The sequence below is a fragment of the Pirellulales bacterium genome, from assembly GCA_035533075.1.
Classification (GTDB): Bacteria; Planctomycetota; Planctomycetia; order Pirellulales; family JAICIG01; genus DASSFG01.
Window position 1 is genome coordinate 1 of sequence record DATLUO010000068.1, and the last position, 23,014, is coordinate 23,014.

At 60.6% G+C, this 23,014-nt stretch carries 24 protein-coding genes; 17 read left to right on the forward strand and 7 right to left on the reverse strand.

The window, feature by feature from the left end:
* Positions 1 to 244 precede the first annotated feature (244 nt).
* The 6 genes from prpB (at position 245) to VNH11_08990 (ending at position 4,639) form a co-directional block, all read left to right on the forward strand.
* Positions 245 to 1,129, forward strand: coding sequence for a methylisocitrate lyase (gene prpB / locus VNH11_08965; GenBank protein HVA46491.1), 885 nt, complete (start codon positions 245 to 247; stop codon positions 1,127 to 1,129).
* Between the two features lie 142 nt (positions 1,130 to 1,271).
* Positions 1,272 to 1,706, forward strand: coding sequence for a hypothetical protein (locus tag VNH11_08970; protein HVA46492.1), 435 nt, complete (start codon positions 1,272 to 1,274; stop codon positions 1,704 to 1,706).
* A 140-nt stretch (positions 1,707 to 1,846) separates the two neighbouring features.
* Complete coding sequence (locus VNH11_08975; protein HVA46493.1) at positions 1,847 to 2,740, forward strand: plasmid pRiA4b ORF-3 family protein; 894 nt, start codon at positions 1,847 to 1,849, stop codon at positions 2,738 to 2,740.
* The gene (locus VNH11_08980) at positions 2,737 to 3,258 is read left to right on the forward strand and encodes a hypothetical protein (protein ID HVA46494.1); all 522 of its coding nucleotides are present in this window, start codon (positions 2,737 to 2,739) and stop codon (positions 3,256 to 3,258) included. The genes VNH11_08975 and VNH11_08980 overlap by 4 nt, the downstream gene beginning before the upstream one ends.
* A 22-nt stretch (positions 3,259 to 3,280) precedes the next feature.
* On the forward strand, positions 3,281 to 4,060 hold the full coding sequence (locus tag VNH11_08985; protein ID HVA46495.1) for a hypothetical protein: 780 nt from the start codon (positions 3,281 to 3,283) through the stop codon (positions 4,058 to 4,060).
* Positions 4,061 to 4,312: 252 nt separating this feature from the next.
* Positions 4,313 to 4,639: a DUF6398 domain-containing protein gene (locus VNH11_08990; GenBank protein ID HVA46496.1), complete on the forward strand. Its 327-nt coding sequence runs from the start codon at positions 4,313 to 4,315 to the stop codon at positions 4,637 to 4,639.
* A gap of 682 nt (positions 4,640 to 5,321) precedes the next feature.
* Here the strand turns inward: VNH11_08990 and VNH11_08995 are convergent.
* Positions 5,322 to 6,791: an AAA family ATPase gene (locus tag VNH11_08995; GenBank protein HVA46497.1), complete on the reverse strand. Its 1,470-nt coding sequence runs from the start codon at positions 6,789 to 6,791 to the stop codon at positions 5,322 to 5,324.
* A gap of 286 nt (positions 6,792 to 7,077) precedes the next feature.
* Here VNH11_08995 and acnA point away from each other — a divergent pair, with 286 nt between their 5' ends.
* On the forward strand, positions 7,078 to 10,035 hold the full coding sequence (acnA, locus tag VNH11_09000) for an aconitate hydratase AcnA (GenBank protein ID HVA46498.1): 2,958 nt from the start codon (positions 7,078 to 7,080) through the stop codon (positions 10,033 to 10,035).
* A 637-nt stretch (positions 10,036 to 10,672) separates the two neighbouring features.
* Entirely contained in the window at positions 10,673 to 11,008 is a 336-nt protein-coding gene (locus VNH11_09005; GenBank protein ID HVA46499.1) for a hypothetical protein, read from the forward strand.
* A gap of 107 nt (positions 11,009 to 11,115) precedes the next feature.
* On the opposite strand, the gene VNH11_09010 is transcribed toward VNH11_09005, so the two are convergent.
* The 4 genes from VNH11_09010 to VNH11_09025 all read right to left on the reverse strand — a co-directional run bounded on the left by VNH11_09010 (position 11,116) and on the right by VNH11_09025 (position 13,264).
* Positions 11,116 to 11,610 (reverse strand): hypothetical protein, encoded by a 495-nt coding sequence (locus VNH11_09010; protein ID HVA46500.1) that lies wholly within the window; start codon positions 11,608 to 11,610, stop codon positions 11,116 to 11,118.
* 61 nt (positions 11,611 to 11,671) lie between these two features.
* On the reverse strand, positions 11,672 to 12,304 hold the full coding sequence (locus VNH11_09015; GenBank protein HVA46501.1) for a DUF3386 family protein: 633 nt from the start codon (positions 12,302 to 12,304) through the stop codon (positions 11,672 to 11,674).
* Between the two features lie 88 nt (positions 12,305 to 12,392).
* A complete protein-coding gene (locus VNH11_09020; protein HVA46502.1) occupies positions 12,393 to 12,665 on the reverse strand; it encodes a DUF4230 domain-containing protein in 273 nt (90 codons plus the stop codon).
* Positions 12,665 to 13,264, reverse strand: a complete 600-nt coding sequence (locus VNH11_09025) for a hypothetical protein (protein ID HVA46503.1) — start codon at positions 13,262 to 13,264, stop codon at positions 12,665 to 12,667. Before VNH11_09025 ends, VNH11_09020 begins: the two co-directional genes overlap by 1 nt.
* A gap of 309 nt (positions 13,265 to 13,573) precedes the next feature.
* Between VNH11_09025 and VNH11_09030 the strand changes: the two genes are divergently transcribed.
* A complete protein-coding gene (locus tag VNH11_09030) occupies positions 13,574 to 14,686 on the forward strand; it encodes a GNAT family N-acetyltransferase (protein HVA46504.1) in 1,113 nt (370 codons plus the stop codon).
* A 24-nt stretch (positions 14,687 to 14,710) separates the two neighbouring features.
* Here VNH11_09030 and VNH11_09035 read toward each other — a convergent pair whose 3' ends face one another.
* Positions 14,711 to 15,163 (reverse strand): hypothetical protein, encoded by a 453-nt coding sequence (locus VNH11_09035; GenBank protein HVA46505.1) that lies wholly within the window; start codon positions 15,161 to 15,163, stop codon positions 14,711 to 14,713.
* A complete protein-coding gene (locus tag VNH11_09040) occupies positions 15,156 to 16,823 on the reverse strand; it encodes a HEAT repeat domain-containing protein (GenBank protein ID HVA46506.1) in 1,668 nt (555 codons plus the stop codon). The genes VNH11_09035 and VNH11_09040 overlap by 8 nt, the downstream gene beginning before the upstream one ends.
* Positions 16,824 to 17,120: 297 nt before the next feature.
* On the opposite strand from VNH11_09040, the gene VNH11_09045 reads away from it, so the two are divergent.
* From VNH11_09045 to VNH11_09080, 8 genes are all read left to right on the forward strand, one after another.
* The gene (locus tag VNH11_09045; GenBank protein HVA46507.1) at positions 17,121 to 17,387 is read left to right on the forward strand and encodes a hypothetical protein; all 267 of its coding nucleotides are present in this window, start codon (positions 17,121 to 17,123) and stop codon (positions 17,385 to 17,387) included.
* 151 nt (positions 17,388 to 17,538) lie between these two features.
* On the forward strand, positions 17,539 to 17,964 hold the full coding sequence (locus VNH11_09050; GenBank protein HVA46508.1) for a hypothetical protein: 426 nt from the start codon (positions 17,539 to 17,541) through the stop codon (positions 17,962 to 17,964).
* A gap of 9 nt (positions 17,965 to 17,973) precedes the next feature.
* On the forward strand, positions 17,974 to 18,846 hold the full coding sequence (locus VNH11_09055) for a hypothetical protein (protein ID HVA46509.1): 873 nt from the start codon (positions 17,974 to 17,976) through the stop codon (positions 18,844 to 18,846).
* Positions 18,847 to 18,865: 19 nt separating this feature from the next.
* Positions 18,866 to 19,699: a metal-dependent hydrolase gene (locus tag VNH11_09060; protein ID HVA46510.1), complete on the forward strand. Its 834-nt coding sequence runs from the start codon at positions 18,866 to 18,868 to the stop codon at positions 19,697 to 19,699.
* Positions 19,700 to 19,852: 153 nt separating this feature from the next.
* The gene (locus VNH11_09065; protein HVA46511.1) at positions 19,853 to 20,098 is read left to right on the forward strand and encodes a hypothetical protein; all 246 of its coding nucleotides are present in this window, start codon (positions 19,853 to 19,855) and stop codon (positions 20,096 to 20,098) included.
* 186 nt (positions 20,099 to 20,284) lie between these two features.
* Entirely contained in the window at positions 20,285 to 20,497 is a 213-nt protein-coding gene (locus VNH11_09070; GenBank protein ID HVA46512.1) for a type II toxin-antitoxin system VapC family toxin, read from the forward strand.
* Between the two features lie 252 nt (positions 20,498 to 20,749).
* Positions 20,750 to 21,712: a MoxR family ATPase gene (locus VNH11_09075; protein HVA46513.1), complete on the forward strand. Its 963-nt coding sequence runs from the start codon at positions 20,750 to 20,752 to the stop codon at positions 21,710 to 21,712.
* 88 nt (positions 21,713 to 21,800) lie between these two features.
* A complete protein-coding gene (locus tag VNH11_09080) occupies positions 21,801 to 23,000 on the forward strand; it encodes a PQQ-binding-like beta-propeller repeat protein (GenBank protein HVA46514.1) in 1,200 nt (399 codons plus the stop codon).
* Positions 23,001 to 23,014 lie beyond the last annotated feature (14 nt).

Here is a 23,014-nt window from a genome sequence, read left to right on the forward strand (position 1 = left end):
CGGGACGAGCGCCGGCGCATCATCGTTAGGCATCAGGCGTCACGCGTCAGGAAAAAGTCAATTCAAGTGTTTCTGAACCCTGAACCCTGAACCCTGAACCCTGAACCCTGAACCCTGAACCCTGAACCCTGAACCCTTTGACGGTGGGCCGGCGCTCGCAAGCTCGCCGGCCCCACCTTACGTGCGAACCGGCTCCTGCGTATGATTCTCTCAGCCGGGTATCTCGAACCACATTGACAATCGCATGGCCATACCTTCACCGGGCAGTAAACTACGCGAAGCGGTCGCCGACGCCACTCTTCCCGTGCCGGGGGCATTTAACCCCCTGGTCGCGAGAATGATTGAAGATATGGGTTTCGAGGCCGCATACCTGTCGGGCGCGGCGTTCTCGGCCGGCGAGCTGGCCCTGCCCGACATCGGCCTGTTTACCCTCTCGGAGTTGGCCGAGCAAGCCCGCCGCACGACCCGCAATCTCGGCATACCGCTGATCGTGGATGCCGACACCGGCTTTGGCGAAGCGATCAACGTGGAACGCACGGTGATCGAGCTGGAGGCGGCCGGCGCGGCGGCTATCCAGCTCGAAGACCAGCGGCTTCCGAAACGCTGCGGGCACCTTTCCGGCAAGAGCCTGGTGTCGATCGAAGAAATGTGCGCCAAGCTTCGGGCGGCCGCTTCCGCGCGGCGCGACCCCGACCTGGTGATCGTCGCCCGCACCGATGCCCGTGGCGTCGAAGATTTCTCGTCGGCGCTGGTCCGCGCGCGGCGCTATCTCGAAGCGGGCGCCGACTGGATTTTTCCGGAAGCGTTGGCCGACGAAGAAGAGTTCACGACTTTCGCTCGCGAGATCGACGCTCCGCTGGTGGCGAACATGACGGAGTTCGGCAAAAGCCCATTATTCACCCTCGATCAACTGGCCGAAATGGGATACTCGGCCGTGCTTTATCCGGTGACGCTGATGCGCGTGGCGATGAAGGCGGTGGAGGCCGCGTTGGCGATGCTCGCCTCCGAGGGTACGCAGCGCGACCTGCTCGATCTGATGCAGACGCGTCAAGACCTTTACGACCTGCTGCGCTACCACGACTACGAAGCCCGCGACCGGGCCTTCTTCGGCAACGCGCCGCCGCCGTAGGGCGTGTACAAGGCCGTAGGGTGGGACCAGCGAGCTTTCCGTTAGCACGGCGTTAAATCTTGGTAAGCCGTTTGACAGGCGGCGAAACCACGGTCTACTGGCATCCTGCGCGTCATCCCCACGGCCGAGCAGTGAAAGCGACGTGGCTGACCCCATCGAGGCGCTCGACCGTTTCCAATTGCGGGCTCACGCGCGGTTGTTGCGGGCGGCAGTCGTGCTGTTCGGCAAGAAGCCGTCCGGCAACTATCCGCAATGCCAGTTGCGGCTGGCTCGTTTCAAGGGAATCGACAAGACCGAGTTTCTTGATAATCGGCAGGTTCAGGGCCATGCCTTCGGGTTGCTCGACGAGGCGATGCACTTCATCCTCCGCAACATTCCGATTGCGGGGCGGATCGAGTCAGCAAAGCTGGAAAGGACTGACACGCTGTCTGAAAGCGATGGCTTGTTGGGTCCGAGGCTGAAGTTCTATTTGTGGCAGTTGGCTCAAACGCATGCCGTAACAATCGAGGCAGCAAAAAGAGCCTTTATGCCTGGGAAGGAGGGTGGAACGGAGGACGAGAGGGAAGAGAAAGAATAACGCTGCTTAGACGGCGGTATTTGTTCGCTGACATGAAAGTGCCCAAAGACGACGACAAACCCTTGACGCCCGCCCAGGCCCGGCAAAAGGTCCAGTACGGCCTCGAAGACCACTTGTCCGGCAAAAACCCAGAAACGATCTTGTTCCGCCTCAAGCCGACCAAGAAGGCCGACGAAATGTACCCGTTGAAACTGACCCAACAGCAACGAGACAGCTTGATCCACCGCACTCGGCTCAAGAACAAGCTCAAGGAGAGACTCAAGGAAGCAGGAGAAGGCACGCAGGTCGTCAGCATCACCCGGAAAGAACTCGATCACCTAGACGACGAGATACCGTCCGCCGCCGTTTATGCCCCCGGCCCGCATAAGAAGCGGCTTATGGCAGTAATGCGCAAGGTCGCTGAACTCATCGCCTCTGACCGGCCGAAATTGGCCGGTGAGGAAGCGCCGAAGACCCGCAAGACGGCCCCGAAGAAGGGCGACGTGATCTATCAGTTCAAGATCAGTCTTCTCGAAATCAAGCCGGCGATCTGGCGGCGGATTCAAATCCACGATTGCACACTGCCCGACCTGCACGAGTACATCCAAGCCGCCTTCGGCTGGTGGAATTACCATCTGCACCAGTTCGAGATCGCCGGCACGACCTACATGGAGCCGGACCCGGATGGCGACGACTGGGGAATGGAATTCGAGGACGAGCGGGGCATCCTCATCAGCAAGCTGCTGCCTCAGTCGGGCGAGCGCACTCGCTGGCTTTATGAATACGACTTCGGCGATGGCTGGCGGCACGAGGTTCTGTTCGAGGGCTTCCCGACGGCCGACCCCAAGGCAAAATATCCGGTGTGCCTTGAAGGCGCACGGGCGTGCCCACCCGAAGATTGCGGCGGCCCTTGGGGCTACGTCGATTATCTGGAAGCCATTTCTAACCCCAAGCACAAAGAGCACAAGGACATGCTTCGGTGGCGTGGTCCGTTCGATCCCGAAGCCTTTGATGCAAAGAAGGCGACGAGGGAAATGAGGAAGGTGAAAGTGTGATGAAAGAGCCTGACAAGATGTCGGAGATGCTCAAGGAAATGGCGGAGCGTTTGCTTCGTGAACCCGACGGCGTTCCATCGTCGGAGGCTTTCAACGTCGCACTCATGTTCGCCAACATCGCTTGGAATGAAACTGTCGGCCTGGATAACGCTCGACAGGGTTACCGCTCGGCTTGGGAACAGATCGAGGCGGAGAACCCCGCACTGTGGAACCAGTTGAAGTCGAACGACGTGGACGCCATGATCGACGAACTCATTCGCTTCAAGCAAGAACATTACCCGAATGACAAACGACGAATTCTCGCCTGCGGCACCACGCCTGAAAGCAAGGTTCGTGTGGAATGGATGGTTCCCGCCACTCCGGGAGTCAGTTCAAAGTGGGAGATGCAGCTCTTCGGGCTGGTGAGAATGGGAGAACGAGAGCAAGCAATCAAATTCGTGCAGAAGACGGTGGGCGTGTCTCGCAAAGATGCGGCGAAGAAGGTTGCGTCGGTCGCTGCCCAGTTACGGATGTTGTAAACCCAAGGAAAGGACTAGAACCGTGCCAAAAAAGACGAGCCGAGCATCGAAGCGACCAGCCTCGCTTTCATGGGAGTTTGACCCAGACATCCCCACGCACGACTTCTTTGAAGGCGGTTCCCTGGATGACTTGGGGAACCTCGAAGAAGCCGTCGATAGTTTCGTCTGGTGGTTGGAAGAGGGCTGTTTTCTGACGTGGGAGGCGGTCATCTGTGAAGAGCAAGACATCCCCCTCACGCCCAGGCAGAAGAAGAGATTGGGCGGTCTGCTGAACTTCAATGATGTCGGAGACGGTGCAATCCTTTACATTGACGAAATCCCCCGGCCTAGTGAACCCTGGTACGTCATCTTCAAGAAAATCGTGCCGCACTTGCTGATTGAGCCGTATCGCACTTTTGATTGTCACGAGCAAGTGAACTGCGAGGGCTGGAACCGGATCGCTACCGGCCTCCTAGAGCATGGGCAGGGGCTTTCCTTGCCACCAAGCGTGGAATCTTGGGAGGCGTTAGTCCCGGTGGAGTTGCGCCATAAACTCTGGCTGCAACGGTGCTTCAACAGCCTTGATGGTTTGGGACAGGATGCGAGCCTGACCCTGAAAGACCCTGAAGAGCATTACCGAATGAACTGGTTCTTCCAAAGTCTGCGAGAATGCAAGGCTACGGTCGCCTACTTCCACCTAACCCTTGAATCGCTCCTCAACCGGCTCGTGCTTCCCCCAGAGGAGCAGGCGGTCTTCGTGAAAATGATGCAGGATAAGCTCGGCCTGGGTTCGCCCCAGGAGCAGATCGCCAGTCACCTTTAGCCTTGAAGTGGGCAATCATCCCGATTATTCGAGCAATGCAGTCGCCAATAGCAAAGCAGAAAAAAGCTGGTGCAGGAATGTCTGACAAGGTTCAGCCTGTCTTCGAGCAGATCACTGGGCTGGTCGATGCGTTCTGCCGTGAGCATCTGAATGACGAATATGCCGAGCTATGCCGCAAGCTGACAGAGAAGCTCGCCCGGAAGCGACCTTCGCCATTGGTGAGCGGCAAGCCGACCACTTGGGCCTGCGGCATTGTGCGGCACGATTGGATGGGTGAACTTCCTCGACGACAACAGCAAAGATCCGCACATGAAGCTGACCGCCATCGACAAGGCATTCGGCGTCGGCGAAAGCACCGGCCAAGGCAAGTCGAAGGAGATTCGCACGATGCTAAGAATAAGGCCGATGGACCACCATTGGACGCCGCCGAGTCGGATGGACGACAACATCATGGTTTGGATGCTGAACGTCAACGGGTTGGTGATGGACATTCGCCGTTGCCCCAGTTGGCCGATTATTTTAGCAATACTTTTGTCCGTGCGGCGAAGCAGCCCGCTGGCGTTCGTCGAGCTGCGGTGAGAAGTCGAAAAGATCCTGTCCAAGCCAACGGCGCGGTAGAACACAGGGAGCCACGTGCGCGGATGCCCGCAACCGATCCAACCCAAGCCAGTCGCGAGATAGAACACAAGAATGTTTCGGTTCCGAGCGGATGACGCTGGAAGCCCGCGCCGGAAACATACCACCGCGGAACTACGAGATGATGGAATCCTTCGGGTTTTTCCCGTTAGTGCAAATTTGCACGAACGGGGCGGAACGGCATCCATCACGGCGGAGCGTGATACGCCGGGACGCGAAGCATGCCAAGCCAGTCGCGCGGTAGAACGGCAGCAAGACAGAAAGATTATCAGACAGAAAAAATGAGCGACGAAACCCCCAATCCAAAATCGAAAATCGACAATCCAAAATTGAAGCCCCGCCCCCCAGATTTATCGTTGCGGCGCCAAAATGAGCCGCCCGAGAATATCGGCGCAAAGCCCAGCGGGCCAAGGGCTCGCGGGCAGGGCAAACCGGACACGTGCGTTGTTTTTGACAAGGTTAAATATTTTATGACAAGGGTAATTCGAGGCCACCCAACCGCACGTCGATGCGGAACCGGTCGCCTGGAGCGACCACCGCATCCAATCCTGGGACGCCCTCACCCGTCCCTCCCGGTGGCAGGCGGCGCGCAGCGCCGGCTCAGGTCTTTGACAATTTGGTAGACTCACATCACCGCGAAGTAATTCTCCACCGCGAAGTCAAAGTTCTCGGCCGACATCACCGGCGTCTGCCCCTGGAAGTCGCAGAGATTCTTGATCTGCAACAGGAGGTCGCGCGGCTGGCAACAGCGGAAGGGGCGGTTGGCGTAGTGCGCGCGGACCAGGTGGTCGACCGCCTCTTCAACGTAGACGAAGCCCATTTTCGGCGCAATGATGCGGAAAAGCTGCCGGAATTCTTCCTCCGTCGGATCGAGCACGTCGATCTTGTACGGAATCCGCCGCAAGAAGGCGTCGTCGACCAGGTCCTTCGGTTCGAGGTTGGTCGAAAAAATGACGAGCTGGTCGAACGGCACTTCGATCTTTTTGCCGTTCGGTAGGTTCAAATAGTCGTACCGCTTTTCCAAGGGCACAATCCAGCGGTTCAACAGTTCGTCGGTGGTCATCCGCTGACGGCCGAAGTCGTCGATCACCAGCGTGCCGCAGTTGCTTTTCATTTGCAGCGGCGACTCGCAGATGTTCGTGGCCGAATTCACCGTCACCTCCAGCGACGACATGGTGAGTTCGCCGCCCACGACGATCGTCGGCCGCTTGATGCGGACCCAACGCTTGTCGATCTGCCGGTTGTCGATCAGCCCGTCGGCTTTCTCCAGCGGCATCTCTTCGTGGTTGCTGGGATCGAACAGCCGCAGGATTTCGCCCTCGACGCCCACGGCGCGGGGAATCCAGATGCAGTTGCCGAAGGCCCGTGTGATTCGCTCGGCGATGCTCGTCTTGCCGTTGCCCGCTGCCCCGTAGAGAAACATGCCCCGGCCCGAGTTGATGGCCGGGCCGAGCCGGGCCATCATGCGTTTGTTCAGCAGCAAGTCGGCAAACGCCCGGTCGAGATCGGCCTGCGTGGGCCGCAGCCGGGTGAGCGATTGCGCCCGAACGCTGGCGGCGTAATCTTCCAGGGCGACCGGCGCGGAACCGAAGTAGGTGGAGTGGTCGGTGTAACGTCGGGCACGCTCGCGGCCGATTTCCGTGAGTTGGTACACATAGTCGTTCATCGGCGCCGTATCGCGATAAACGAGGAGTTGGTCGTTCTTGAGCTGGTGAAGATGGTCATCGACCAGCTTGAACGGCAGCCTGACCTGCGTCGCGGTCTCGCGTCCGCTGGCGGTGCCGTTGGCCAGCAGGAACTTCATCACCAGGGCTTCGAGCAGGCCCTCGCTGACACGGGCTTCGCGCAGCGAGGCGGGCTCCAACGGCAGGAATTCGCCCGACGCCGGATCCGTCGTTTGGCTCGTTGCAGGCGATACAAGCTGCTTCACCCGGCCCAGGAGATCGTCGAGCTTCTTGTCGGCGGGCCGGTCGGCCTTGGGTGGCACGGTCGGCTTTTGCGGCTGTGTGGCCGCCAGAGCGGCCCAGGCATCGCCGGCGGATGAATCTTTGCCGATCAGGCTTTCCAGAAGGCTTTCGGGAGACGTTTCCGCCATAAAACCAGAGATCCTGCCGGTCGCGAGGTGGTCGCTTGCAGCTTAAATGTAGGTTTCGCAAGGGTGGCGTCAAATGACGTAGCCGAAGACTCGCTGGTTCGAGCAGAGTGATGGAACGTGAAAGGCCCCCAGACAAGGCGGCGCTTTTGAGGTAAACTGCCGTCCATAAACATAGACCGCATCGACGGGGAGGATGGCCTTCCTAGGCCGTCACCGCTCGACGTGACGGGCAAGGAAGCCCATCCTCCGACTAAACGCCGCCATCGCAAATGTCACGGAGCTTGCTATGAACGATACCACCAAACGCGATGCCTTCGGTGTGCGCGATACCTTTGAATCAGGCCGCGGCCGGGTCGGCATCTATCGGCTCTCGAAGCTGGAACAGGCCGGGCTGTGTCGCGTGGCCGAATTGCCGTTCTCCATCCGTGTGCTGCTGGAATCGGTCCTCCGCAACTGCGATGGCTATGAGGTCACCGAGCGGCACGTCAAAGACCTGGCGGGCTGGCGGGCCAGCGCGGTCCCGGAAATCGAGATTCCCTTCAAGCCGGCCCGCGTGGTGTTGCAAGATTTCACGGGTGTGCCCGCCGTGGTCGATCTGGCGGCCATGCGCAGTGCCATCCAGCGGCTGGGCGGCGATCCGAAGAAGATCAACCCGCTCATCCCCGTGGATTTGGTAATCGACCACTCCGTGCAAGTCGATTACTTCGCCGACGGGCAGGCGCTCGATCGCAACGTCGACCTGGAATTCGAGCGCAACCGCGAGCGGTACGAGTTTCTGCGCTGGGGGCAGAAGGCGTTCGACAACTTTCGCGTGGTGCCCCCGGCCGTGGGCATCGTACACCAGGTGAACCTCGAATATCTGGCCAAGGGCGTCTTTGTGCGCGAGGATGATCGTGGTCCCGTCGCCTTGCCCGACACGCTCGTCGGCACCGACAGCCATACCACCATGATCAACGGCCTGGGCGTCGTCGGCTGGGGCGTGGGCGGCATCGAGGCCGAGGCCGTCATGCTCGGCCAGCCGCTGTTCATGCTCATGCCCGAAGTGGTCGGCTTTGAACTGACGGGCGAGCTGCGGCCCGGCGCGACGGCTACCGACCTGGTGCTCACCGTGACGCAGATGCTGCGCAAGCACGGCGTGGTGGGCAAGTTCGTCGAGTTTTTTGGGCCGGGCGTGTCGAACATGCAGTTGGCCGACCGGGCGACCATCGGCAATATGGCGCCGGAGTATGGCGCCACGATCGGCTTCTTCCCGATCGACCACGAGACGCTCAATTATCTGCGCCGCACGGGCCGCACGGACGACGAAGTGCAGTTGGTCGAGCGTTATGCGAAGGAACAGGGCCTGTTCCGCACCGACGACACGCCGGCCCCGCCGTTCAGCTCCAAGCTGTCGCTCGAACTGGGCACGGTCGAACCCTCGCTGGCTGGGCCCAAGCGGCCGCACGATCGCGTGCCGTTGGCGGGCATGAAGCGGTCGTTCGAGAAAGCCTTGCGGGCGCCGGTGAGCGAGCGCGGCTTTGCACTCGACGAAGCGGCGGTGAAACGCAAAGGGAAGATCGAGACAAACGGGCATAGCATGGAGATCGGCCACGGCGCGGTCGTGATCGCGGCCATCACGAGCTGCACGAACACGAGCAATCCCAACGTCATGCTGGGGGCGGGACTGCTGGCACGCAAGGCCGTGGCCAAGGGGCTGAAGGTCAAGCCCTACGTGAAGACGAGTCTGGCCCCCGGTTCGCGCGTGGTGAGCGATTATCTGGACAAAGCGGGCGTGACCGCCGATTTGCAGGCGCTCGGCTTTTATACCGTCGGCTACGGCTGCACGACTTGCATCGGCAACAGCGGCCCCTTGCCCGATCCTGTAGCCAAAGCGGTGACCGGCGGCTCGTTGGTGGTTTCCGCGGTTCTGTCGGGTAACCGCAACTTCGAGGGCCGCATTCACCCGCTGGTGAAGGCCAACTATTTGGCCAGCCCGCCGCTGGTCGTGGCCTACGCCCTGGCCGGCACGACGGACATCGACCTGCTCAACGAGCCGCTCGGCACCGGCAACGACGGCCAGCCGGTTTTTCTGGGCGACATCTGGCCCTCGCGCGAAGAAGTGACGCAGGCGGTGAACGAGACGGTGCTGCCCGAAATGTTCCGCCGACGCTACGCGAATGTGTTTGACGCCAACGAACGCTGGAACGAGATCCCGGTCAGCGGGGGCGATCTTTACGATTGGGACGAGGCGAGCACGTATATTCAGGAGCCGCCGTTTCTCATCGACTTGCCGCCGCAGCCCGGACCGATTCAGCCGATCACCGGGGCACGGGTGCTGGCGGTGCTGGGCGACTCGATCACGACCGACCATATCTCGCCGGCCGGGTCGATTGCGGCCACGAGTCCGGCGGGGCTTTATCTGCAAGAGCATGGTGTGGAGCCACGCGACTTCAACAGCTATGGCGCTCGCCGCGGCAACGATCGCGTGATGACCCGCGGCACGTTCGCCAACATTCGCATCCGCAACCAGCTTGCACCGGGCACCGAGGGCGGCGTAACGCGGCACCTGCCCGACGGCCAGCCGATGACGATCTACGACGCCTCGATCAAGTACAAAGCCGAGCGCGTGCCGTTGGTCATTCTGGCCGGAGCGGAATACGGCAGCGGCAGCAGTCGCGATTGGGCCGCCAAGGGCACGCTGCTGTTGGGCGTGCGGGCGGTGATCGCGGTCAGCTACGAACGCATCCACCGGAGCAATCTGGTAGGCATGGGCATTTTGCCGTTGCAGTTTTTGCCGGGCCAGACCTGGCAATCGCTCGGCCTGACGGGCGAAGAGCTATACGACATTTTCGGCCTCGATGACAATGTGCAGCCCCGCGGCAAGCTGAAGGTGCGGGCAAAGGCCGCCGACGGTTCTGTGAAGGAGTTCGAGGCGATCGTGCGGATCGATTCGCCGGTGGAGCGTGACTACTACCGCCACGGCGGAATCTTGCCGACGGTACTCAGAAAGTTGTTGGGCAGCGCCAAACCGACCGCTTCCCAAACCGTTGGCGCTGCCATTGACCCAAACAGGTCGTATAGTCGGCAAGAAGTCGCCGCTATTCTTGGGAGGAGCGAGGCCAAAGTGCAACAACTCTGGGATGCCTGGGATGCCCAAAGCGGACCACGAATCAACTATACCGAACAGACCGGCCGGGGGCCAGCGCGCGTGAGCACTGGGAATCACATTCAGCAGTATTTGAATGCGTATGGCAATACGCCGTAAGTGAAATTGGGCATCCAGACCGACGATGCCCCTCCTGATCGACATGCCGCCAATTTATAAACCGGCCCCACCGTGGAACCCGCCGCGAAGCCGCTATATTCACCTGTATCACGGATGGTACGAGTGACGACGCAGCAAACATAGTCGCTTCCGGGATCGATTTGTTCCGGTGCCGCCCCGACAGTGACTTCGGTCGTGGTTTTTACACAACGTCGAGCAAGCAACAGGCTCGTGACTGGGCCTGGGCACGGCTCTACGATCCGTCGTCCAGGTTCAAACGAAATACCATGCCTGTGGTTCTTCAGTTCCGAGTCGATCGACATGATTTGGCAGAATTAACGTCGATTAGCTTTGTTGTCGGAGCGAGGCGGAAAATCGCATTCTGGAGCCTTGTCCAACGCTGCCGGCAGAGTACCGCTGCAGTCATTAATGACCACCGCGGGCCGGTTGCTCTCAAAGACGGAACCCGGTGGTACGATATGGTTTGTGGACCGGTCGCAGCATTCTGGCGGCAGAGGGCGGCGATGCATGATGCCGACCAGTTCAGTTTCCACACCCCGCGCGGTGTCCGATTGCTTCAGCAGTTAATCGGCAGAGGATCGAGCAATTTTTTTAAGTCCGAAACGGTTGAGTGACAATGAATTCTGCATCAAGGAAGGAAATGGCAGCGACTTTTTGGGAGGACGTTGCATGCCTTTTGACCAAGGAGTACGGCCATCCCTCGAAGGTTGCGAGACAGGGAGTTAAAGACTACCGCAAAGAAATTATGCGCCGAAACGTCGCCGAAGACGTGGTTTACAATCAGGGCGAAGAGCGAACTGCAAAAGTGGTCGACGTGGTGATCCAAAAGGGGTTGCCCAAGTTCGTGCAGGCGAAGGCCGTAGCCGCCGGATTAAGTAAAGGTCGAAAAGGGGGCCACGCCAAGCCGGCGGGGAACGGTCGCCAAGTTGCGAAAAAGGGACGAAGATCATGAAGCGCGCGCGGAATGTCCGCGCTCGAAACGGAGCTTACTTTTCGGTGCCGCGCTTCACGGTCCGCGGAATTGGAGAATACGGCGGCGCCCGAACCTATGAGCCGCGATCAGCGTCGTCCGCCAACGGTTTCCTGAGCGACGATTTCCAGGTTATCGCGATAGTAGTCGATCGCTTCTGTTGGATTGAGGTTGAAGATGGTCCGACCCTCGGTTTCCCAGCGGACGCCGCGCAGGCGAAACTCGGCGGTCGCCGCGCGAAGGCTGCCGACCGCTTCAACGTGCTCCATGCCGCCGCCCTCGACGGCCTCGAAGCCGATCGTCACCGCCACGAAGGCGCACAATTCCCCGCTGCGGCGATCGCGGGCGTAGGAAACGTCGTCTTCGAAATCGCAAGACGACCAACGCAGGCCGCGGGGCTTGCCGCTGGCGGCCGCAAGCTGAAAGAACTTGGCCTCCAGCCGCTCGCGGCAACGATGGAACTCGCGTCGAGCGCGTTCATAGCGAGACGCCCGCAACGCCGAGCGGACTGGACCGTAGGCGATCGCGGCGAGGATGCCCACCACCGCGCACGCACCGGCCGCAATGGCAATCCATTCGATCATGGCCGCAGACTCCTGAGCAAGCACGAGATGACCGGCCGCGCTCGTTCGGCGGTCGACACCCTTATTCTAAAGCTTCGCCGCCACTTCCGGCAAGCAAGTGGTGTTCGGACATCGTAAAGCTGCGCACCGACTGCCCGACATCGGTCGAAACGGTCACGGTGTGGGCGGCGGGCAGGTCGAACCCACCGACCGTCGTCCAGCGGTCGTCGATCGCTTCACTGCGCAGCAGCCGGCCGCCGGCGTCGTCCCAGTAATGAACGGTGTAGCTCCGCGGCAGAAAGTGGCCGTCGGCCGTCCGCTGGTTGTCGAGCACGGTGATAGTCATGTTCTGCCGCCCCAGGGCACGATTCACGACGCTGATCTGGCGGTCTTTCACGCGATAGCTCGACGCGAAGTCGCCGCCGTCGAACAGCAGCAACCTGCCCAGCGGGTGCTGCACGTCATCGTCGCCGAACCAAAGCCGCAGCCGCTCGCCGGGCGTCGTTTGCCGCCACAGCGTCGTGTGGGCCACTTTGTCGATGAATCGCGGATCGCCGGCCGTCGCATGTTCGCTGAAATAGACCTCGGCCGCACGCCCGCCCTCCGCCGGCGGCGTGATGCGGATGAACAAGAAATGTGCTTGGGCGGGTTGCGCTCTCGCCGCCAGTAAAAGAATCAACAGACCACCGAAAAGCCAGCGGGCGAGGTTCAGCATGCAAGCATTCCTTTTCTCTGAGGACGGTTTACCGCCGCATTGGGCCCAAGTCGCGCTCAGCCCAGCATTTGGCGTCAGAACCGTCCCACTACGGCCGTGAATGGCTGGGCGGGCGAATGCCCAGAATCTCGTTCATTTCATCGAGCAATGCTCTCTTTGCCAGCAAATCGAGACTCGTCAGATCCCGGTCCCCAAACCGATCGCGCAAGTCGGGGTGCAACGCCAGAATCCGGACGATGTGCTTGTCAAGATCGCAGTCGAGGACCAATCCGCGCAGGCGGTCGACGTCGGGCCTAAGCCGATCGGCGGGAAGATCGACACCGCCGGTCACTGGAACAAAGTCATCGTGAAATGTAGGCATCAGAGCAATCCTTCCTGCGTGAGCCACGCTTGGGCCGATTCAGCGGGCAGTTCATATTCAATCATACCATCGTCGCGTTCCCGCGTCGCGATGAAGCCGCGGTTTTCATAGAACGCACGAGTCCGTTCGCTTGGAAGCGACATCAAGTTCACGCGTCCGTTCAAGCCGAGCCAGTAGCTATGGCAGACGGTGCGCAGCAAGAGCCCTTTTCCGACCCCTGCGAAGCGGGGCGACGGAACAAGCCAGGGGCGATTTCTTGGTGCAGCGGCGAGCCGGTCGACGTACACCGTTCCGAACTCGGGCGACAAGAACGATCGCGCGTCAATGCGATAACTGATTGCCCCTTGGATGTCGCCGTCATCGGTTTGCGCCCCGATGAAGTCCCAGACCAGCGAGTTTCGGTGCTCGCCAACAAGCTTTCGCCAGACCCAATGGTGGTCGCCCTCTTGCGCACGTTTAGATTTCGAGACGCCCTCGAGCTGCCACCATTGTGCGTCAATTCTGTTTGCAGCCAATGTTCGCGTTAGCTCGACGAGCGCGGCACTCACCTCGATTCCGTGCCAATGATCGAGGAGCCGAATCTCGGACGGCATGTTCATGGCTGGTCTAAGTTAGGTGACCTGATCGTAGTGGGACGACGGCGGCATGTCCAAAAAGAGGACGTCGCAGGGAGAGGCTGAAGAACGCCAAATTGTACCCAAGTTGCCTTGCATTCGGCAGGCGTTGCCTTTTGACAACACGCGGTGGACTTCCGGCAACTCTCGTCGGCGAGCTTAAGGATACCAAGTGGAAGTAACCTGCTTCGCCGCCGCTGGTTACATGCGATGGCACTCGCGCGGCATTCGCCTTGCGGTACGAGTCCAGCACCTGATGCCTGACGCCTAACATAACATCGCCTTTCCCACTCCATGCTCCACGTCACAGAAATCAACGATCCGGCAGAACTCGCGGGCTGCCGCGTCCTTTGGAAGTCGCTGTTGGCCAAAACACCGGGTGCGACGTTCTTTCAATCGCTCGACTGGCTGGAGCCTTATTGGCGGCATTTCGGGCACGACCAGAAGCTGCGCGTGCTCGTGGTCCGCGCCGGCGACGAGACCCTCGGCATCGTGCCGTTGGTCGTCCGCACCGAGAAAGCCAAACTGGGCAGGGCGCGGGTGCTCACCTATCCGCTCGATCACTGGGGCACTTTCTATGGCCCGATCGGAGCCCAGCCCGCGGCCACCTTGATCGCCGCCTTGCAATACCTCCGTACGCGGCCGCGAGATTGGGATTTGCTCTCGCTGCGCTGGGTGCATCGCGACGGCGGCGATCGGGGACGGACGCTACGGGCCATGCGGTTCGTCGGTTGGACCCCGCTGGAAGAGCCTGGCGAACAGGTTCCCGTCATCGACATGAGCGGTCCGTGGGACGACTATTGGTCGACGCGCGACGGCCATTGGCGCGGCAACGTGGCCCGCAGCCAACGCAGGCTGTCCGAACAGGGCGAGATCGACTATGTCCGTTATCGACCGGCGGGCATCGCCTACGGCGACGCCGACCCGCGCTGGGATCTGTTTGAGCAGTGCCTGCGGGTGGCACGCCAGAGTTGGCAAGCGGGCGTGCGCCATGGCACGACGCTCTCGCACGACTCGCTGGCTGCGTACCTGCGCGATGCCCACCTGGCGGCCGCACGTGCCGGCGGCCTCGATCTGAATCTCTTGACGGTGGGCGGCCGCCCGGCGGCGTTCGCCTATAACTTTCACCATCACGGTCATCTGTTTGGCCTGCGGATGGGTTACGATGCCGCGGTCAGTCGTCACGGGTGCGGCACGGTGCTTTTGCGGCGGATGGTCGAAGACAGCTTCCGCCGCGGCGACCACACCTTCGACCTTGGTCCCGCCTCGCTCGATTGCAAAAGGCACTGGCAGACGTCGGTCGAAACGAGCTATCGCTACACGCATTTCGCGTCCCGCGCCCCCCGCGTTCAAGCGCTGCGGTTGAAACGCCATGTTCAACGCCGCTTGGCGGCCCACATTGGATAAAGGCGTATTGTCACTCGCACGAACTTATGTCGTCGATCGGCCCACGGGCGAAGCCAGGTCGGCAAAAAGCTCAAGCTGCAAGTCGCGCAGCCGCGGCGCCGCACTCCGCCAGCGGTCGCCGCAAGCCGCGGGGTCGAAACGTTGCGGCTCAAGAAAGAGCAGGGCTGGCTCGCTCAGGTGGTGATGGCGGGCCAGCCGCAGCAAGAACCACCAATCGAGCCAGCTCAGCCGGTGAGCTCGGCACAACTCGCGAAACAGCGCCTGCGAGCTGTTGTTGTTCGATTGGCTTTCCGATTTGACGAACACGCGGGCCACCCCCCAGACGCTGACAAAAAACAGGCAGAAGATCATCAACGCGGTCGCCAGGCCGCTGGTGTCGAAATCGGTCTGCCGATGGTGCATGCCGCGCATCACGTTGCGGATGGCATGCTGATCGGCGAACAAGACCGGGTACAGCCGCCCGACGAGGTTATCCATGTGCCTGCTCCAGTTGTTCGACCGGGACGGCTGGTTCGTTGTCCGCGGCTTCGATGGAATCCGCCAAGAGTGCCATCTCCGGCCGCCGGCGATAAAGCTTCTCCAGACTGTCGGTGGCTGCCTCGCGCACCGTCAAGCTCGTGTCGCGCTCGGCCGTGCGCAGGGCCAGGCAAGCGTTGGCCGAGTCGCACTGCCCCAGTGCCCGTGCGGCTTCGAGCCGGACCAGATGATCCTCGTCCTCGATGCGGGCGATGACGGCCGCTTCGAGTTGTTTGACCACCTGCATCGCTTCGGCCACTTGCAGCGCCCGAATGCGTCGGCGGCGCGAAAGGGCCTGCATTTCTTCAATGAGCTGAGGCACGGCGTCGGGATCGACTTTGCGGACCAGCATGCCGGTGCTGCGGCGGACTTGGTCTTCGAGCATGTCGAAGGCGGCAAGATAGCGTGCGAAGCTGAACTCCGACAGGCTCTGCCGGGCGGCCTGCCGCACCGACGGCTCGGAACTCTCGGCCAGTTCGACCAGGAGTGAAACCGCGCCCGGAATGCCTCGCTCGCGCAATTGGCTGAGCACGGCCGACTGCACCTGCGGATCATCGTCGGCCAGGGCCTTGAGGGCCACATTGTTGGCCTCGCTGCCGTGAAATTGGGCCAGCGCCGCGACGGCTGCCCGGCGTCCGCCCACGGTGCCGGCCGCCATCAAGTGGGCGATGATGTCGAAGGCTTCCAGCCGGTTCATGCCGGAGGCCATCACCAGTTCGACCACGCTGTGCTGTGCGGCATCGTCGAGCTCGTCGAGCAGGGCCTCGTTCGGCCTCAGCCAGGCAAAATGCTCGATGCGGGCCAGGTTGCGTTTGGCCGTCGCCGACGGCTCGCTGCCGATCTTGCGGAGCAGGGCTTTGACGAACGGAGCGTCGCGGCGATGAGCGATGGCGGTGAGCGCGGCCGAGGGCGCCTGCGGATCGTCGATCGAGCTCAGCAGCAGCCGCAGCACGCCCGGACGCGTGCCGTGCGTGAGGGTCTCGATCACCGGACGATAACTGGCGTGCAGCGGATCGAACAGAAGCTGCTTCAGGGTGGCGTTGTCGCGTTCGCAGAGCATCAAGAACGCCTCGACCGGCTCGTTGCGGCGGTGACGCGCGTAGCGCATGACCGAGGCTTCCAGGGTGCTGACCAAATGCCCGCGGAGCGTCCGCGGGTCTTGTCGCGGACGAAAATTATGGGTGCCGGCCAGGTCGTCGTAGAACAGCTCGGCCAGTTTCAGGGCCGTTTCAGCCGCCAAGGGAGCGTTCGGGTTCGATTCATTCTCCAGCACGTTGATGAGTGCGGGCATCAAGTCATATTCGTGGAACCAGAGGATGGCCTGGCAACTGTTGGCGCAGCTTTGGCCGTCGCTGGAAACGAGTGCGTCTCGCAGCGCGTGCGACATGGTGCCGCGATATTCGTGCAGGATTTCCCGCCAGTGCGGGTCGAGCGCGTGCAGGCGGCGCAGCAACTGTTGATGGCCGGCCAGGCTGTGGCGCTTCAGCAGCGTCCGCAGGGCCGCTTCGCTCACGTGGCGATCGGGCGATTCAAGCGCGTGCAAAAGCAGGCCCGTCGCCGCCTCGTTTTCGGTGCGGGCAAGCAGGTCAAATGTAATCGAAAGTCCTTCGTGGGGCGGCACCGCCGTTGCTCCTGGCGCGTAATAAGTCACGCAACTCTAGGTTTTTATCGCTGCCCGGCGATAGACGCGGCGCGAGGCGCCAAACGGTTACTTGATTTAGCCCGTGTTTCCGTTCAAATTGGAACTAACGGCTCTCGACGCTGCTGAGACCGCCGGAACCGTAGCCCGCTTGCTCCGCACGCGGAACCGGGGGCCTAGAACTGCTACAATCGTCACGCACGGCCGCGCTGGTTGTTGTCCTGCCCGGTTCCGCGCGTGCCCCTGACCCCGCCTTTTCGACTTGCCGAGAAACCTCATATGTCTTCCACCACCGCCGCACCGGAGATCCTCAATCGGGAGTTTTTGGAGATGCGGGCCAAAATCCTGGAGTTGGCTGCCTCGCTCGATCGCATCGACCGGGCCGACGGTTCCGTCGCCGCCGATCCTCGTATCGAGCGGATCGAGCAGGGACTAGCCGTGCTCGCCGAATCCGGAGCGGGCCGGGCGGAAAAGGTGCAGATGATTTTCTCGCTCGCCTATCAGGAAGGCTGGCAAAGGGATTTCGGGATGGAAAAGGGACCGTGATGAATGGCATCAAATTAAGGAATTTGAGCCACAATAGGTTGTGCTAGCAGCCATCTGCTTGCACAACATATTGTATGCGGTTCGGCTTAATTTGATGCCATTCGGGACTGTGATCTGTTTACGCCCGATAAGACGGCATAAGGAGGACGAAATGGCTAGTATCGAAGACGGTCCCCACTACGAGATTCACTCTATGGAACTTGCCAAGTGGCTCGACGAGAAGGCGGCTGAAACCTGGTGGAACGTAGATGGTGATCCCCTGTTGACGGGCAGAATGCCGTTCCCTGCGCCCGCCGACGAGCTTGCTGCTGAGCTCCGGAAGATCGACCGTTTTCTGATAGCCGAGGCATCACCTGCTGACAGCGAGGCAAGAGGGCAATTGATTCGTGCCGATGAGGTAGAGCCACGATTAATACGCTCCGTCGGCGACTTGTATCGCTCGAAGTTGCCGCCCGATTTATCCAATGACAAATACCTTAGCTTGCGGTGGAAAGGCGCGAATCACGAATGGTTGCTTGTCGAAGACAGCCTAACCGCCGAGCAGTTTCGCGAAGAGACCGTACCGAAGGCAAACTAGGAGCAGTCCATGCCGCGACTACCCATCGATCTCGCCCGAAAGATTAAAGACGTCTTGCAACACGTTCAGCCGCTTCCGGACGAGGCGAAAGCGCCGATTCTGCACTACTGGCGGACGGGTGCGGATACCTGGGTTTCTCTGGCATATCTTGAGCGAGCGGTGCGCGACGGTGAGCGACGACCGTCCGTGGGCTCCCGCCACCTCGGGCGACTGTACGGAATGGTCCTCGTTAATCTGGCGTCAACCTTTGAGCGTTTTCTTAAAGAGATCGCGGCAGAATGCGTCGATGTTCTCGCCGACTTCATCGTCGATGACCGCTTTAACGTTTTTGCGATTCAGGGAAGCGCCATCGCATCGCATTTTGGTGCGGCAACGCTCGGCAAATCTCTTTGCGAATCTTCGACGTGGCTCGACTGCGAAGAGATCAACAAGCGATTCCGGAGGCTGCTCTCCGATCCATTCCAGATAGGCGGCAAGTCGTTCGATCTTTTTCCCAAGCAGAGCCAGCAACCTGCGGAGCATCAGTGGCGGTTCGAGCCGATGAACTTGATTTGGCAGATACGTCACACAGCAGTGCATAACGTCGGTGTCATCACGAATTCCGATGCCGTCAAGATGCGGCTGTGGACGAAGGAAAACGTAGACGCCCCGCAAATTCTGGCGCCGACGCGCCGCGACCTTAACCATTTGAAGCGGTTCTTGGACGACACGGCAAACGTCTGTAATGCGCGGATCGGCGAGCGCTTGGCCGAACTGCTAACGGCAGTCTACACGCCCACGGATTCGTTCGCCACGCCCCAACAACTGGCTGACCGTGTGGCGGCCGTGTTTCGATTGCCCATGCAGATCGCTGGGGCAAAAGGCATCGTTCCCAGCGACTAATCCACGACGAGGGAAATACATGTCATATTACATCGATCCCCACATCCACATGGTTTCGCGCGTCACCGACGACTATGAAACCCTGGCCAAGATGGGCTGCCTGGCCGTGAGCGAACCGGCTTTCTGGGCCGGCTTCGATCGCGGCAGCGTCGACGGCTTTCGCGATTACTTCCACCAGCTCACCGAGTTCGAGCCGAAACGGGCTGGCTGGTACGGCATCCAACATTACACCTGGCTCTGCATCAACGCCAAAGAGGCCGAGAACGTCAGCCTCTCGCGGCAAGTGATCGCCATGATCCCCGAATTCCTCGACCGGCCCGGCGTGCTCGGCATCGGCGAGATTGGCCTGAACAAGAACACCCGCAACGAGTCGATCGTCTTTCTGGAGCACCTCGATCTGGCGGCCAAGACGAACGAGCAAATCCTGATACACACGCCGCACCTGGAAGACAAATACAAAGGAACGCGGATGATCCTCGACATGCTCTGCGGCGACCGCCGCATCGACCGCGGCCGCGTGCTGGTCGATCACGTCGAAGAGCATACCATCCGTCCCGTGCTGGAGGCGGGCTTCTGGGCCGGCATGACGCTCTATCCCGTGAGCAAGTGTACGCCGCAGCGCGCGGTCGACATGGTCGAGATGTACGGCCCCGAGCGGTTGCTGGTGAATTCTGCCGGCGACTGGGGACCGTCGAAGCCGACGGCCGTGCCCGACTTCATCCTGGCGATGCGGCTGCGCGGCCATCCCCAGTCGCTGATCCGCCGCGTCGTGTATGAAAACCCCATTAAGTTTTTCAGTCAGAGCCGCGGGTTTCGTTTCACCCCGCCGGACGCTCCGGCGGCCCGTAGCTGACTTCGTGAGAAGTCAGGCGGTGGCTGGGGCAGAGCTTGGCCGTAATTGCCCGGACCCGCGATGCGGCCAAGCAGAATACTCACGTATGCTGCGGCAACGTGGCGCGGTAAACTATATGAGGCACCGAACAAGCATCTCAGGTGAGAGGTGAAAATGATCAAACCGTTGCATGGAATTGTCCGCGGAAAGACGATCGAGCTGACTGATGAGCTTGGGGTGGCAGATGGTCAGGAAGTTGTAGTGCAGGTGAAAGTTGTCGCGCCGACGAAGAAATGGGGCGAGGGCATTCTTCGCAGTGCGGGCGCTATGGCGCCCTATTGGACGGAGGAGGATGACCGAATCCTCGATGAGATATACCAAGACCGAACGCGAAGCAGCCGGCGAGAGATTCCCGAATGAGTTTCCTGCTGGACACCAATATTTGTTCGGCCCACTTTCGTCGGCCGGCGGGTCTTGCGCATCGTTTCATGCAGTATTCTGGTCGGCTATTCGTCCCGACGATTGTTCTGGGCGAGCTTTTCGCCTGGGCTTATCGGCGGGACGATCCAAAGCCGCTGCTGAAAGTTCATCAACGGCGACTTACTCCTGGATGTCGCGGTCCTCGATTTCGATTCCTCATGTGCTGAAGAATACGGGAGGAGGCGAGGACAATTGCTGCGCCAGGGCATGCCGGTCGGCGAACCAGACGTGATGATCGCCGCAGTCGCACTGGTCCACGGCCTGACCCTTGTGACCCACAACACGGTGGACTTCCAGCACATCCCCGGCCTGCGTTTGGATGACTGGCTCGCACCGTGAGGGCCGGATTGGCTCCTCAATTGCAGATCATCGAGAATCACGGCTTGCCATGTCGACGTTGGCACTTGATCGTCTCCTACAGTACTTGGGCGTTTGATGGCGCGACGTGTGGGCTATAAAATGCCAGCCAGGCGCTCGCACCGCGAGGGCGCTCAACGCTCCGCCTCAAATCAAGGATTTACGTTGTCTACCGCTCCGAAACAGAGAAGCCTCGGCGATGTTCTGCAGGAATTCAGCCACCACCGCCGCCTGATGCAGGAGGAATTGCAAAAGGTCATCGTCGGACAGGACGACGTCATCGAGCAGCTCTTCGCCGCCATTTTCACTCGTGGCCACTGCCTGTTGGAAGGCGTGCCGGGGCTGGCCAAGACCCTCATGGTCAGCACCCTGGCCCGCATCCTCGACGTCAATTTCAAACGCATCCAGTTCACGCCCGACCTGATGCCTTCCGACATCACCGGCACGAACGTGCTGGAAGAAGACGAGCATGGCAAGCGGAGCTTCCGGTTCGTCGAGGGACCGGTGTTCACCAACATTCTCTTGGCCGACGAAATCAACCGCACGCCTCCCAAAACGCAGGCCGCCTTGTTGCAGGCCATGCAGGAGCGGGAAGTGTCCGTCGGCCAGCAGACGTTCAATCTGCCCGATCCCTTCTTCACCATTGCCACGCAAAACCCGATCGAGCAGGAGGGCACGTATCCGCTGCCGGAGGCCCAGTTGGACCGCTTCATGTTCAACATCAAGGTGAACTATCCCAGCCTGGCCGACGAAGAGCGGATTTTGGCTTCGACGACGCGGGGCGAGCGGCCGGAGGTGCGCAAGGTGCTATCCGGCCGGGCGATCTTGAACCTGCAAAAACTGGTCGGTTCGGTGGCCGTGAGCGAATATATCATCAAATACGTGGCCCGGCTGGTGCGCTCGACGCGGCCCCGGAACGACGATCCGCCCGCGCCGGCCTTCGTACGCGAGTTGGTCGATTGGGGCGCGGGGCCGCGTGCCGGGCAGTTCCTGATTCACGGCGGCAAGGCCTTGGCGGCGATGGAGGGGCGGTTCTCCGTGGCCATCGACGACATCAAGAAGGTGGCCATTCCGGTGCTCCGCCACCGCATCAGCACCAACTTTCAGGCCCAGGCCGAGGGGATGACCAACGACGGCATCGTCGAGCGGCTGTTGGCCGAGTTGCCGACGCCGGAAATTCCGAAGTTCGAAAAGTAGGTGTGCATCGCCGCTGGCTGGCGTTGTGCCGCCGATAATGTACGGCAAATTGCGGTTACCTGTGGTGAATCAGAAAAGGGCGTTGACGATGAAAAAGCTTCAGACCGCGGGTCTGTCGGTCTTATTTCATATTCTTTCGATTGGCGGCCTTGCCGCAGCGGAGCCGACACCCGCAACGGCGTGGGCGTTTGAAGATACGGATGAACATCCGGGACTGAGCGACCCTTTGGTGTCCGGGGAACTGGTCGTCGTCGGAAGTGACTCAGGCGTGTTACACGCCTTCAATTCGGCGAGCGGTCAAGAGGTATGGCAGTACCAACATGCAGCCCGCATTTATGAGCGACCGGAGTGCGACGAACGGCATATTTATGCATTCGCGCAGTTCGACGGCGTCGTCGCGCTGAAGCGCGACGATGGAAAAGTCGCTTGGAATAAGCCATCGAGCTTGGGGTATGGCGCTCTCGCCGTCTGCCCGGAGCGTAGGCTGCTTATCTTAGGCGGATTCGACGGCATGATCGAGGCGTACGATGCGGTCACATTCGATCAGAAATGGAAGGTTGATGTTCTCAGCGATGCACCCCAGGATCCGCCGGGCGCCGACGGCAAACGGGCGCGGTTCGAAGGGAAACCCGCGAGGCCCACCGCCGCAATGTGCGACGACAAACTCGTTTTCGTTAGTCTATTCGACCAGTCGCGAGTCGTTGGGTTGGATCTCATTACCGGAGCGAAGCGATTTGATTATCAGGCCGGCGGGTGGGTGTTTCATGCGGCATTCCGTGACGGCGATCGCGTGTACATCGGCAGTCAAGACAAGTCGTTGCACTGCGTCGCCCGCAATTCGAGCAAGCTCCTTTGGAAGTTTGAAACGATAAGCCGCATCGAATCGAGCGCCGCCGCCAAGGACGGACGCGTCTACTTCGGCTCATGTGATGGCGGCTTTTATTGCGTCAACCGTCTAACGGGCACACTGCTTTGGAAGTTCGACGTTGAAACCGACCATGAACGCACCACGGCCATCTATTCGGATCCGTTGATCCTCGGCGATGCGGTCTGCTTTGCGGCGGGGGAGGGACAGGTCTACGTTCTGGACCTGGCAAGCGGAAAGCTGCGTTGGAAGTATCGGCCTCTCAGGGGCGCAGAACTTTTCAGTTCTCCGGCTACCGACGGGACACGAATTTTCATAACAACGCGTCCTCGGCTCAATAACATGGGCCAAGCGACAAGCGGCAAGGCGGCCCTGGTTTCGATAGATCCGTACTTCAAAGTGATTGATCCCTTCGCTCCTTGACGGCCGGACACGGC

Bases quoted from the DNA above. Each gene is read 5' to 3' on its own strand.
- acnA (HVA46498.1), top strand. From the start codon at position 7,078: ATGAACGATACCACCAAACGCGATGCCTTCGGTGTGCGCGATACCTTT.
- VNH11_09015 (HVA46501.1), bottom strand. From the start codon at position 12,304: ATGCTGAACCTCGCCCGCTGGCTTTTCGGTGGTCTGTTGATTCTTTTA.
- VNH11_09055 (HVA46509.1), top strand. From the start codon at position 17,974: ATGCCGCGACTACCCATCGATCTCGCCCGAAAGATTAAAGACGTCTTG.
- VNH11_09005 (HVA46499.1), top strand. From the start codon at position 10,673: ATGAATTCTGCATCAAGGAAGGAAATGGCAGCGACTTTTTGGGAGGAC.
- prpB (HVA46491.1), top strand. From the start codon at position 245: ATGGCCATACCTTCACCGGGCAGTAAACTACGCGAAGCGGTCGCCGAC.
- VNH11_09045 (HVA46507.1), top strand. From the start codon at position 17,121: ATGTCTTCCACCACCGCCGCACCGGAGATCCTCAATCGGGAGTTTTTG.
- VNH11_09060 (HVA46510.1), top strand. From the start codon at position 18,866: ATGTCATATTACATCGATCCCCACATCCACATGGTTTCGCGCGTCACC.
- VNH11_09065 (HVA46511.1), top strand. From the start codon at position 19,853: ATGATCAAACCGTTGCATGGAATTGTCCGCGGAAAGACGATCGAGCTG.
- VNH11_09030 (HVA46504.1), top strand. From the start codon at position 13,574: ATGCTCCACGTCACAGAAATCAACGATCCGGCAGAACTCGCGGGCTGC.
- VNH11_09080 (HVA46514.1), top strand. From the start codon at position 21,801: ATGAAAAAGCTTCAGACCGCGGGTCTGTCGGTCTTATTTCATATTCTT.
- VNH11_08995 (HVA46497.1), bottom strand. From the start codon at position 6,791: ATGGCGGAAACGTCTCCCGAAAGCCTTCTGGAAAGCCTGATCGGCAAA.
- VNH11_09020 (HVA46502.1), bottom strand. From the start codon at position 12,665: ATGCCTACATTTCACGATGACTTTGTTCCAGTGACCGGCGGTGTCGAT.
- VNH11_09075 (HVA46513.1), top strand. From the start codon at position 20,750: ATGCAGGAGGAATTGCAAAAGGTCATCGTCGGACAGGACGACGTCATC.
- VNH11_09010 (HVA46500.1), bottom strand. From the start codon at position 11,610: ATGATCGAATGGATTGCCATTGCGGCCGGTGCGTGCGCGGTGGTGGGC.
- VNH11_09050 (HVA46508.1), top strand. From the start codon at position 17,539: ATGGCTAGTATCGAAGACGGTCCCCACTACGAGATTCACTCTATGGAA.
- VNH11_09025 (HVA46503.1), bottom strand. From the start codon at position 13,264: ATGAACATGCCGTCCGAGATTCGGCTCCTCGATCATTGGCACGGAATC.
- VNH11_09035 (HVA46505.1), bottom strand. From the start codon at position 15,163: ATGGATAACCTCGTCGGGCGGCTGTACCCGGTCTTGTTCGCCGATCAG.